At 45.1% G+C, this 12,898-nt stretch carries 7 protein-coding genes; all 7 read right to left on the reverse strand.

Annotated elements, in window-relative coordinates; translation table 11 throughout:
* Nucleotides 1-106: 106 nt before the first annotated feature.
* On the reverse strand, nucleotides 107-3,826 hold the full coding sequence (locus GC097_RS33805; RefSeq protein WP_216625609.1) for a carbohydrate-binding protein: 3,720 nt from the start codon (nucleotides 3,824-3,826) through the stop codon (nucleotides 107-109).
* A gap of 487 nt (nucleotides 3,827-4,313) precedes the next feature.
* Nucleotides 4,314-5,966 carry a response regulator transcription factor gene (locus GC097_RS01030; RefSeq protein ID WP_171681485.1) on the reverse strand — a complete coding sequence of 551 codons (1,653 nt, stop codon included), beginning with the start codon at nucleotides 5,964-5,966 and terminating at the stop codon, nucleotides 4,314-4,316.
* Between the two features lie 72 nt (nucleotides 5,967-6,038).
* Nucleotides 6,039-7,553, reverse strand: coding sequence for a glycoside hydrolase family 43 protein (locus GC097_RS01035; RefSeq protein ID WP_171681486.1), 1,515 nt, complete (start codon nucleotides 7,551-7,553; stop codon nucleotides 6,039-6,041).
* A gap of 24 nt (nucleotides 7,554-7,577) precedes the next feature.
* Entirely contained in the window at nucleotides 7,578-9,188 is a 1,611-nt protein-coding gene (locus GC097_RS01040; RefSeq protein WP_216625617.1) for a response regulator transcription factor, read from the reverse strand.
* 1 nt (nucleotide 9,189) lies between these two features.
* Nucleotides 9,190-10,947, reverse strand: coding sequence for a sensor histidine kinase (locus tag GC097_RS01045; protein ID WP_216625610.1), 1,758 nt, complete (start codon nucleotides 10,945-10,947; stop codon nucleotides 9,190-9,192).
* A gap of 90 nt (nucleotides 10,948-11,037) precedes the next feature.
* The gene (locus GC097_RS01050; protein WP_171681488.1) at nucleotides 11,038-11,964 is read right to left on the reverse strand and encodes a carbohydrate ABC transporter permease; all 927 of its coding nucleotides are present in this window, start codon (nucleotides 11,962-11,964) and stop codon (nucleotides 11,038-11,040) included.
* A 13-nt stretch (nucleotides 11,965-11,977) separates the two neighbouring features.
* Nucleotides 11,978-12,880: an ABC transporter permease gene (locus tag GC097_RS01055; protein ID WP_171681489.1), complete on the reverse strand. Its 903-nt coding sequence runs from the start codon at nucleotides 12,878-12,880 to the stop codon at nucleotides 11,978-11,980.
* Nucleotides 12,881-12,898: the final 18 nt, after the last annotated feature.

A 12,898-nucleotide genomic window follows, 5' to 3' on the forward strand; every position in this document is an offset into this window, starting at 1 on the left:
CCCCTTTCCAACAAATTAAAATTTCTTTCACTCCCAAAAGAGGGCCGCAACGGTTACTCTCTTTTGTTGTTCGAAACGTTTTGTATCATAGAATATACATGTTTTCCTAATCCAGCATTTTCATAGCTACAATCGCAAGGTCCTCAATGTCGATCTTGCCGTCGTTGTTCAAATCCAAGTTCTTATATCTGGACCAATCCGGATCAGATGAGGTTTTGCCATAGGCTGCTGCCACGATAGCCAAATCACCAACGGAATATCGACCATCACCGTTCACATCACCTGGTTGAGTACGAACAACTGAATCAACAAACGCTTGCAATGCTGAACTTAATTCATTCAGTGCCTGCTCTACCTGCTGCTGAGTCGCAGCCGTATTAGTTGCAACAGCTTTCGCTTGGTCAATAGCTGCCTGCAGCACTGTTTTAGAGCCCGCTGGATACTGGCCTGCACCCGTTCCCTCTGCAGCTTCATCATGCTTGTTTTGAGCATCGGCTATTAATACAAGGAGTGCAGTCTTATCAATGACGACGTTGCTAAGCTGAACCGTGTGAGAGCTGCCGCCTAATTCTTTTTCAAAGCCGGCTTCATCGGCAATTATAACTTTAGATAAGGAGATAGTAGAAGCGGAAGCTGGGGTATCCGATTTCACTTTCCAATGAAGCTTCAAAAGGTTACCGTCAAGACGGGCGTTTTGTCCGAGAGTAGCTGCAATAAATCGAACTTCCCCTTGTTTCTGAGCTTTGTCGAGAACCACTACTTCATCCGGCTTCGTAGACTCGACAGATACGTATTCCAGTTGACTCGGATCATACGTAAACGTTACGTCCTGAGCGTAAATATTTTGAGTCATGCCGCTTAGGCCATAATTCAGATCAAAGGCGGCTCCTTTTATAGCTTCTGATGGCCCTTGAAGAACGACACTCTCAGGTAATGTCACCGTGACCTGCGATTCTGCCGTTTTACCCGACCCATCTTGTGTCGCTGCCGTGATCGTTGTCGTACCGGCGCCAATTGCCGTTACGTTCCCCGATTGATCAACCGTTGCGACTGCATGATTGCTGGATGCCCATAGCAAATTCTTATTGGTTGCATTCTCAGGAGCCACTGTTGCAGTAAGCGTTCCGGTGCCCCCGGTTTTCAAATTCAATGCTTGAGGAGCTATCGTAACGCTTGTTGCCAGTACCGATGTTGGTGCAGTCGTGTCAAGGAAAGAAACATCATCGACATAAAAATCCATTAGATCATTAGTTGCACTAGGTGATTGAACCCAAGATGTCTCAACGAAAATTGCAGGTCTACTAAATTTAGCATCAGCTGGGACTGTAACTGTCCCTTCAATTGTTCCCCAGACACCTTTCGTTATCGTTGCACGCCCAAAATCTTTATACTGCCACCAGGATGTGTCTGATTCAGACATATTTACAGGATCTTCATTTCTAATCGTGAGATTAAACTGTCTTGTAGCAGGACCGGAGTCATATCTCACCTTAGCGGAATACTTATAGGTCACACCAGCCTTCACTTTTCCGTCAACGGATTGTTTGGGACCGGAACCTGTTGTTTTTCTGCCGGTGACATATAGACTATGTGAGCCGCTGTAATAAACTTGATCCGATACTGAAAGAGTTGCTGTATCATTAAAAGTCCATGGGGCTAGTCCAGCTTCAAATCCCCCGTTTTCAAGCAGTTCAGTCAGTTTTGTAACTGTTATCGTTAATTGAGTTGTTACAGTGTTACCCAACACGCCCTTAAAGCTTACAATAACATTCGTTATACCGTTAGATTTAGCCGTAATCTTACCGTTAGACACCTCTGCAATTTCCGGATGGGGATTGCTGTAGGTTGCGGTATTTGTTACGTCTTCTGTCCGGCCATCAAAATACTCTGCAGTTATGGAGAAGTTTTTCGTACCTCCGGTCCACAGTGATACGGAGCTGTTATCAGCCGTAAGTTTCTTTACTGTCAATTCACTATTCAAGTCTTTTACAAGCATATTCAGTGTATCTGTTTTACCGCCATAGCTTACAGTAATGCTTGTTGAGCCATATCCCACACCGGTTACAGCTCCGTTGCTGACACTTACAATGCCGCTTTGTGCCGGTATTGCAGTTGCCTGAGCAGTAACATCTTCACTGGTTCCATCGGTGTATATGGCAGTAACCTTCATGCTTGCCTTGTTAGTTCCGGAAACAATATCAAGCTTATGTTTATCGATGGATGCGTTGATGGCAGCAAGATCATGAGCTGCGCTCTTTTTCCCAAACTGCCAATAATCTACCTTGAAGAGATTACCTGTTGATGCTCCCCTGTATACCATGTATAGATCATGGATACCTGCAGCACCGGAAACACTTGTTGTTTTTGTACGCCAACTATTTTCACCGCCTGTGTTGGAAACGGGAAGTGTCCCGATCAATGTGCCGTCAGCACTGTCAAGGCGCAATTCGATGTTTCCACCGTCCGTACCGCTTGCCACATTAGCTGTAAATGTTCCAGCACCAGCAGCACCAAAATCAACTTTGGATACCGCTGTCCAGTCCCCATCGTCTATATTGCTGACAGCCAGATTGATGCTGCTTACCATTCCTCCGGGTTCGGTAATCCTTTCAGTGGATATTCCTCCATTCCAACCTATGGTTTCAGCCTCAGCCCTTGTATAGGGATCAAAGTTTTTGATCTGCGGAACACCTTTATAATCGCCAGTAATATTCTGGATGACACCGTTCGCATCAAAACTAACCTTATTGATGTGCGCGTTACGATACCCATGTGGTTGTCCTCCCAGTTGTGGTACCGTCCCACTTTCTGCCATAGCCTTTGCAAGGGTCTGTGCATGGTATGTGATATACCATTGACCGTTGAATTCAAAGATACCATGGTGGTTGTTACCTCCGACACCGAAGAAGGTAGCAGGGTTAGGCAATATCGTTTTGACAAAGGTAAATGGGCCCATCGGGTTGTCGCTAACCATATAAGCAATAGCACCTGTAGGTATATCCGCCGGATGTCCACTAGAGAAATTAGTACAATAGGAGTAATAGTATTTCCCGTTGTATTTGTGGATTCCCGCATCCTCAAACAACCATGGCGGATTCATGCGTACGAGAGTTCCGCCACTAGCAGCCAGATCCAAGCTGATCATATCCGCTCCAAGTTTTGCAATACGTGCTGTTCCCGGATCAGCATCCTTACCTGTCGGAATACCGCCGCCAAAATATAAATAACCGCTTCCATCATCATCAACTAGCACCGCAGGGTCAAACAGCCATGTAACATCACTAGCCCCAGGAGTACTTCTACTTACCAATTGCTTTCCAATTGGATCTGTAAATGGACCGATCGGACTATCCGCTGTGAGCACACCAATTCCACTTCCATTATCTGCAAAATAAAGGAAGAATTTCTCCTTGCCATCAATTGTTTTATGTGCAGCTGCCGGAGCCCAGGAATTATTAGCCCATTTTGCCGCACCTTGTGGACCTGCTGCAGGTATTTCTCCGTGGTCCGTCCAGTTGATCATATCATCGGATGAAACAACCGTAATCTTATTGATCTTACCGTATCCGTTATCTTTAATTGTCCCGTCCGTATTATACTCTAGTACATCATTTGTCATGTAAACATATACTCTGCCGTTATAAACCATGGCAAATGGATCGGCACCAAACTTTTGCGTAAATAATGGATTGCTATTGCCAGGCGTTTTCGCCAATGCTGGCGTGACAGAAGCTGACGCAGCCTCCACCCTTGCCGTAATTGGGCTTGAAGTGAGTGCTAGACTTAAAGCTATCGTCATAACAACCAATTTACTCCATATCTTCATCGAGCAACCTCCATCTTTTATTTGAAACAATTAATAAAACGCTTACATTTTAGATGACACTTGTAGACTATCGCCGCCTTCCTCTACCTCCTCTTGTTATTACTTGATTTGCTTTCTCCTAATAAGTTAGCTTCCTCTCCTCAGCTAATTCATCATCAGTATATCTTTCATAAAGTGGAAGTTGAATAGAATAATTTAGTATTAAAGTCGAATATTTTGGCTTGAATCACAAGACGCTTCGTCGTTTGCGAACGCCAAAATCAAAGTTTGTTCGTTAGGTGAATCAAATACTGGATGGTCTCCTCTGTAGAACGGATTGTTTGGATGCAATTTCTTTTTATTAAAGTTGGTTTTTTTGGTGGGCATTTGCATAGGGGGACGAGGATCTCACGATGTATGGAAGCGTATTCAACAGACAAATTAATCATACTTTACGACATAAAAACAAATGACGGTAACTTCACCCATGCCAAAAGTATGGTTTCCTCTAAATCATTTGTTCAGCCTCATTTCGCTCCATGACAAAGAGGGTACTTTCCATATTTCCATTTTTTTTGAATTCCTTGGTGGTCATTCCCGTAATACGTTTAAACAGTGTGGAGAAATAATGAGAGTCGTTATAACCAACGAGAAAAGCGATTTCAAACGATTTGAACGAGGTCGTCTTAAACAGCTCCATCGCTTTACGTATGCGAAAATGTGTCAAATACTCAATAAATGTACGACCTGTTTCCTGACTGAATACTTTGCTTAGATGGCTAGCACTCATCTTGACATGCTCTGCCGCATCTTGAAGCGAAAAGGTATCATTGTTGTAATTAGCATGGATATACGCCTTGACACTCCTGAGCATTTCACCATACTTGTCGTTCGTTTGCGAACGCCAGGTCCAGAATTGATTCGTAAGAATGGTCAAATACTGGATTGCATCATCTGTTGAACGGACTTTTGTAAGAATTTGCTGCAACTGCTGGAGTGTTTCTTCGGGCGCATCCCGATGCCGGTACATGTCCTTAGCGGAACGGAAGACCTCCAATGTCAAATCATTAAGAATATAATAACCAATAGAGGTCGAGGTCCACTTCATTCCATTCAATGCCGATGCGATTTCCTCAATGAACGAAGGCAATTGCGAAGGTGATCCTACTTTAAGAAAATTCACAAACCCAGCACGGTCCAAGAAAACGTAATGCTCCCTAGATTCGGAGATCGATTCCCACAGCGTGACACGGTTTTGCCTTAACAAACGCCGCCAGTGCATATCCTCAACGGCTTCCAGGAAGGAAAGGTGAATATTCATAAGCCGTTCCTGTACGCTTCCGATACCCAAAGCGATCGATACCGTGGAGGCGGGACCCTGCTCAGTACTTAAATGGAGTATTTCCTTGAAAATATCCAGCTCGTTCCTGATTTGTTCCAGCGTATCTCCTTTGATCAACCAGCAGATCTCGGTCCGGCTTCGCTTGAATTGTAACCATTCCTTGTGATCAAGGGCATGCTGAAATCGCTGAAGTAGATCATTTTCTACTTGATTTGCTGCAAGGAGTTCCGATAGTGGCCCATCTTCAATCGTTCGAACGTCTGAAATGACGGCAGCATAATACCTTGCTTGCAAATTAAGTGATACTGCTGCTCCGAGCTGAATGGCCTCAACCGTAGTGATAAAACCGCTGCACAGATCATTGAGCAGCTTCTCGCGCAAAATTTCCGTTTTCTCCCTCTCTCTCTGCTTCAGTCTGTCAATGCTTGCCTTAATTTCACGTTCTTTGTCGATCAGTTCGCTGACGGTACGCAGAAGCTCGATGAGATCTGAGGCACGGATCGGCTTCAGACAATAATCGTGGACTCCCATTCGCAAAGCCGTTCTCGCATAATCGAAATCCTCGTGTCCCGTTAAAATAATAATTTTCACGTCCGGATATCGTTCGCGCAGGATTGCGCTTAATTCCAGTCCGTTTATAAAGGGCATCATGATGTCGGTAATAACAATGTCGGGGCGTAATTGCTCGATTAAAGTTAGCGCCATTTCCCCATCGGGGGCTTCTCCGCAACAAATAAAGCCCTCTTGCTCCCACTGGATGCAATCCCGGATCGTTTCCCGGATCAGAATTTCATCGTCTACTAGCATGACCTTTTTCATGACGTCTCACCTATTTTCATTGGAATGAGAAGGGGGACTTTATACCGAACAAATTTTCGTTTTTTTGCCATTCTATCGGATTTGATTTGCATAACGGAAGAAGTCAAAGTCGGCATAACCTCCACTTTCCTTCGTGGCATAGTTGAACAGTCCGATCCGATAACCCATGAAATGATGAAGTGTATATTTCATCTGCAAGGGCTGGCCGATGGACTTCCATACTTCCCCGTCATTTGAATAATAAAAATGAGCCGTATCCGCGCTTTCTACGAAATTAAAATGGATTTTCAAATAGATCTGGCCGCCCTCATACACCAGGCTCTCAACCGTTTCCTCGCAGCCATCCTCCCCTTTGACGCACATGGCGACTCGGCGCTCTCCACTCTCATCTGCCTGAATGCAAACGGTACCGAAATCAGATGCCAGTGCCACCAGTCCGGCGCGGTCCCCCGGCTTCATCCCCTCCAAATCGATCATTGTCGAAGCGGTGCATCCGGGGCCTTCCGTCCGCTGTGTCAACGTATTTCTGGCGTATTCAACGCTGCTGGCAAGATGACCCGTCTTCAGGCGCAGCCAGCCCGGCCGCTCCGTCACGGACCACCGAGCGTTGTCCGGATTATGGTTCCACTGCCAATTAAGGACTAGCCTATTGTCGGTATACATGAAATCGTCGCTGACCACGAGCGATTTAGGCATTGAACCCGGAAGTGCCACTTCAAAGGACACGTTAGCTTTTCCATCCACACCGATGGCCGGCCAATCATTCTCCCAGGAAACGGGCAGCACGCATGGAGCTCGACCTACTGCATCGTGGTCCTGGAACAGCACGGCATACCAGTCGCCGGCAGGTGTGCTGACGATCCCCCCCTGTGCGACGCCTTTGTTATGGTAACCCATGTCGTCGTCAAGAAGCACCCTGCGCTCATAGGGTCCCAGAAGCTCCCGCGACCGATAGACCAACTGTCTGCGGCGGTGGTTGCCCGTGTTCGGCCATTCGATGAAGAACAAGTAATAAAATCCGTTCAGCTTGTACGCATGGCAGCCCTCGCACCGGAGTCCAATTCCGCTGCGTTCCGTCTCGAACAACAGTTGATTGATACCGCCGGGCTTGAGGGCTGTTGCATCGGCCGTCAGCTCCGTAATACGGATATCGCCGTTTCCGTGAAAAATAAATACGCGATTGTCGTCGAACAGCAAACTCGGATCATGGTGAAGCCCCTGAATGGTGAATCGTTCCCACGGTCCGTCCTCGATATTATTCGTCCGATACACATAGTAATTGTTCATATCGTTGCTTGAGAAGCTGACGTAGTACAGTCCGTTATGATAACGCAAACTTGCGGCCCAGGAGCCTTTGCCGTAGATGCCTTTGCCGTCCAACAAATTGTGGGAGTCGTTGTCTTCGAACGTCTCGAAGACGTAATTTACAAGCTCCCAATCCATCAGGTTTTCCGATTTCATGATCGGACAGCCTGGCATCGAGTGCATGCTAGTGCTGACCATATAATAAACGTGTTCTACCCGGATGACGCTCGGGTCTGGAACATCCGCCCAGATGACTGGATTCGTTATGATCGTCTTACTCATTGGCAACTCTCCCCACCACTGAACTTATTTCCTTAAAATTTCCCGATATTCCAAAGGCGTAACACCAGTTGATTTCTTGAAAAAACGAGTAAAAGAATGCGGAGCCTCGTACCCCACCTGAGCACCCACTTCGCCGATCTTCAGCCCGTCTTGCTTAAGCAAATCTTTGGCTTTATCCACTCTAACTTCATCGATGTACTCTGATAAATTAACGCCGCTTTCCTGTTTAAAAAGTCGTGATAAATAGGAGGGGTTGAAATGTATCACGCTGGCTAAACGTACGAGAGACAAGTCCTCGCCAATATGCTCGTCGATATACGAACGGACTTTCTCAATCACTGCAGCTGCCCTATTGCGTTCAACGCTCACTCGGAGATCGAACAAGGATTCTGCAATATTCTGCAAAAACTTGAAACTATCTTGCCAAGAAGTATGCAGATCTCTTTGCATAAGACCCGTTGTTCCAACCTTATCATGCAGCTCCCAACGGTTTATATACGATAGAAGGAGCAGTGCGATTGTATAATAAAGTTCTAACAGAAAAGGCCCCCCGTTTGCGGGTTCATCGAAAGCCGTTTCCTTCAGCTCATTAAACAGATGGAGGAATCCTTCTCTACCTCCTCCTTCAAGATAAATCGCCAAAGACTCCGCCTTCTCTCTTAGTGTTCTCGAATGAGCAGCAGTCTCGATCGGTTCAAAGCTAACCGTTTGTACCATCTGAACACCGTCGCCCGCTCGCCAATACTGTTGACTTCTCACTCGGTCGTATACCTCGTTAAGCTGTATCCATTGGCATGGGTCAGCGCAAATCGTAACGGCAAACGTGAGTCCCATAGATTCCATACAAGCTTGCTGCATCAGCTCAAATTGTCCTTCTAGAAACATTACTGTACGAGAATAGCTTTCGTCAGATCCCGTACCATTGCCATACGTCTGCTGAATGAGCCAGACAAGGCCGCCATAACGGTCAATGATACCAAGACTATTCGTTCGTTCCGCAAGGAACGTCTCCGCCAAAAATTTTACAGCAAGAGCTGTCTCCTGACTTTCGGCAAACGAATGGTGCATGTCTGTACGCTGCAGGTCACCTACCGCCACAAGGACAGGCAAAGATGGATCAAGAGCAATGCCCAGTTTACGGAAATCTACCTCTAGCTCCTCCACCGCTCGTGCCCCCTGCAGCAAATACCGGAAATAATTGCCTTGAGCGAGTGTTTCAAGCGTAGTAAGCTTCTCTCTCGACTGCTGTATGAGATGATGAAACTTTAAACTATTTTCCAGTTCATGAATGGCATCGGTTACCACCTTGATAATCCTGTCGTATCCTTCGCTCTTTAGGAGATAACTCACCCCCTGTGTTTGAGTCGCTTCATAGATATAATCGAAGTCATTATAGCCTGTCAAAAAAATGATTTTGCAATGCAGCCAAGTACTCCGAATGCTTTTCATGAGCTCGAGACCGTCCATTCCTGGCATACGGATATCAGATAACACGATGTCAACTCTCGTTTTATTCATCCAATCCAGCGCTTCTTCGCCAGAGTAGGCTTTATATAAATCAAGATCCAGATTCAATTGGCTAAATACATCAAATAGCCCGTCCGTAATGATCTCTTCATCATCAACGATCAGCATTCTAATCACGAGCGGCACCCCCTTTCAAGGGAAAACAAATCATTACTTTCAATCCCCCGAGCTCACTTCGATGAACACGCAGACCGTATGTTTCACCGAACGTAATCTTCAAACGGCGGTGAATATTCACCAAACCTGTCGTCTCCATATAATCATCACCGTTATCCAAGGAAGCCGAAATAAGCTGCAATCCATTGTCCGTTAAGCTTTCACCGTTATCTTCCACCACGATCCGGATCTCTGTCTCTTCGATCTCGAATCGGATGACAATACATCCGTTCTGTTTCATTTGTTCCAAACTGTGTTCGAATGCGTTTTCAATAATGGGTTGGACAATCAATCGAGGCAATGACACCTGTTCGATTTCCTGCGGAAGGGAATCGAATTGCACTCGGATGCGCCGCGAGAATCGTAACTCCTGAATCTCTGTGTACATTCTGGCATGGTGAATTTCTTGTTTCAGTAGAACCTCATCGGATGCATTGCGGGTCACAAACTGGAAATATTCGCCTAGTTGTGTTGTAAAGTGCTCAATTCGTTCAACGTCTCCAATTTTCGCCATCGTTTTCAGAATAAAGAAACTGTTGTATAGAAAATGCGGGTTAATTTGCGATTGAAGCTGCTTCAGTTCCGCTCGTTGCGCCATAATTTTCTGTTTATAGACTTGATCGATCAAGGAACGAAGATTTACGACCATTTGGTTGAAACGACTATATAAGTAACCGAATTCATCCTTAGATTCATGTTGGATGTTAACGTCGAGATGACCATTTTCCATACGCCGGAAACTTTTGACAAGTGTTAACAGCGGTTTATGAATAAATTTGTAGGTATAAAATGCATAGCCCCCTATAATAACAATGGCTGCAAAAATAAACAACCAGGCCCACATATAAAACTTGCCCAGTGGCTTCTTAAACAATTGTTCCGGAATGAATCGGTAAATGGACATTTTCAAATAATCAGAGCTTGCAACAGCCGTATTATAACGGCTTCCCGAGATCGTAATTGTTCCTGTATGATATATTTGAGATTCTTTTGTTTGTTGTACGGCAGCAGTCATATCCAGCTGCAAGTGCTCTATGGATCCACTCTTCAGAATGAGACCGGTTTTATCCGATATCATCAATGTTCCGCTTCCGGTGTATGTGTTAAACTGGCTTAGCGCCTCCTGAAGCTTTTGTTGATCAAGCTCAATTTCAATAATGAACAGCGGTGGATTTCCATAGGTTGCACTTTGCTTCGCCACGCTTAAGTATAGTCCTCCATTCCACTCAATAATCCCATTGTTTCGGCTGTTTAATTCTGAAGGAAGACCATAATAACGATTGGTATCGAGCTCACGAGGACCCGTGGCGGACGAAATTGTTTTGGATAACGGATAGATATGTACACTCACATTTTTGATATATGTAGAGCTGTTTTCAATCACGTAGAGCCGTTTTCGCAACGAATTAATTTTTTCAGTGCGCTTGAACACATCCATTGTATCCCAGGTCAGTGACATCTCATTGAGATCCTCATCCTCAAGTATGCCATACTGCAGCAGCTTCATCCGTTCTACCTCGTTCTCAAGATCGGTAAGATAGAAGGTGATCTGGGAGATTGCTGTTTTGGAAATGTCTTCGCTTGCCGTCTGAACGATCCAGTGATACAGGTAGACGCCAAATAAAATAATAGGCAATATGATGATCAAAAAAGTACTGAGCAGCCGAAGGAAAATCGTGTTTCGCAGTGAAAACGGTTGACGGTTAATCAAGGACCAAGCCTCCAACTTTTTTCTTTCATTATAGCTTGAAATAATGAAAGCTTCCTAAAGCATTTTTGTCATGGATGCAGCCTGCCACTTTTACCCCTTAACACTACCAAGTACAATCCCCTTCACAAAATACTTCTGCAAGAACGGGTACGCCAAAATAATGGGAAGCGAGCCCAGGAATATTTGAGATGCTTTCAGTGTTCGGTCGGAAATAAGAGCCATATTGAGCGCTTCGTCACGTGACATATTCGTTAAATTTTGTTGAATGACAATCGTCTGAATATAGCTTTGAAGCGGGTAATGACTAGGGTCCCCCATAAGAAGAAGGCCGTCAAACCAACTGTTCCAATGCTCCACCATGGAGAATAAGGCAAGCGTTGCAAGAGCTGGTTTTGAAATTGGCACATAAATTTTCCACAAAGTCGTCCAGTAGCTCGCGCCGTCCACGACAGCCGCCTCTTCCAGTTCTTTCGGCACCTCTCGAAAAAAATTCAGCAATAGGACAACACTGAATATGGGAACAGAGCCTGGCAGGACGAGCGCCCAAATCGTATCTAGTAGATTGTACTGTTTAAGAGTGGCGTACCAAGGAATTAAGCCGCCGTGAAAGAGCATTGTCATGAAGAAGATCCAAGCGTAAACCATTCGCATGCGGAATGTTGTCGATTCTTTGGACAAAGGAAATGCAACGAGGATCGTTAAAAGTAAATTTAATGGCGTACCGATCGCAATACGCTCCAAGGACACCAGCATGGATTGCCAGAACGCCTCCCGGCTAGCCGTATAAGCATAGGATGCCAATGTGAAATCGACCGGCCACAGTTTTACATGACCTGCTGCTGCTGCAGTGCTAGAACTAAACGAGACGGCGACGATATGGACTAAAGGAAGGATACAAATCAACGATACCACTATGAGAAAGAAACTATTCAGAACGGAAAACCACTCGAGCCGCTTTCGACTTTTGGGTACCCGAATATATGCGTCCGACGCTGATCTTGTTGATGGCTGTACCATAGTTTTCCTCCTCCTAGAAAATTCGATATTTCGCGAATCGATAAGCAACAAAGTAAGAACTAGATATCAGAATGAGTGAAACCAGTGATTTGAATAATCCAACCGCTGTTGCGACACCGTACTGGGCATCCAACAAACCGATCCGATATACAAAAGTATCAAGAATATCGCCGCTTTGATAGACTTGGGGACTATACAAATTAAACACTTGATCGAATCCCGCATTCAGCAGTTGTCCAAGGCTTAAAACAGACAGCAGAACGATTACCATACGCATTCCGGGAATGGTGATATGCCAAATTTTATGCCAACGGTTAGCGCCGTCAATCGTAGCAGATTCATACAAACCGGGATCTATGCCCGTTATTGCCGCTAAATAAACGATCGTCCCATACCCAAAGTTTTTCCATATATCCGAAGATACGAGAGTGAACGGAAACCAATGATTGTCCCCAAGGAAAAATATTTTCTTAAAGCCAAACGCACCCAACAATTCGTTAACAATTCCGTTGGAAGGCGATAAAATATCGATAAGTATGCCGCCCAGGACGACCCAAGAGAGGAAATAGGGCAAATAAATGGTCGTTTGAACACTTCTCTTGATTACCTCATTCTTCAATTCGTTGAGAAGAATGGCAAATACAATCGGCACGATCAAGCCTAGAATAAGCTTAAGACTTGAAATAAACAGGGTATTCCACAGAACCTGAGCAAAGCTAGGCAGATTCATAACATAATTGAAATTATCCAAGCCGATCCATCGCTGATGACCGAAGAGGCCTTTCGCTGGAATGAACTTCTGAAATGCGATAATAATTCCTGCCATGGGGACATACGAGAATAGAACAATTAGTACCAGTCCCGGCAATATCATCAGATGCAGCGGAAGTTCTCTCCATATTTTCCTCGTTCCCATATTCATCCTCCATCATTT

The organism is Paenibacillus planticolens, from assembly GCF_013141725.1.
Taxonomy (GTDB): domain Bacteria; phylum Bacillota; class Bacilli; order Paenibacillales; family NBRC-103111; genus Paenibacillus_E; species Paenibacillus_E planticolens.

Bases quoted from the DNA above. Each gene is read 5' to 3' on its own strand.
- GC097_RS01040 (WP_216625617.1), bottom strand. From the start codon at position 9,188: ATGCTGATCGTTGATGATGAAGAGATCATTACGGACGGGCTATTTGAT.
- GC097_RS33805 (WP_216625609.1), bottom strand. From the start codon at position 3,826: ATGAAGATATGGAGTAAATTGGTTGTTATGACGATAGCTTTAAGTCTA.
- GC097_RS01035 (WP_171681486.1), bottom strand. From the start codon at position 7,553: ATGAGTAAGACGATCATAACGAATCCAGTCATCTGGGCGGATGTTCCA.
- GC097_RS01055 (WP_171681489.1), bottom strand. From the start codon at position 12,880: ATGGGAACGAGGAAAATATGGAGAGAACTTCCGCTGCATCTGATGATA.
- GC097_RS01050 (WP_171681488.1), bottom strand. From the start codon at position 11,964: ATGGTACAGCCATCAACAAGATCAGCGTCGGACGCATATATTCGGGTA.
- GC097_RS01030 (WP_171681485.1), bottom strand. From the start codon at position 5,966: ATGAAAAAGGTCATGCTAGTAGACGATGAAATTCTGATCCGGGAAACG.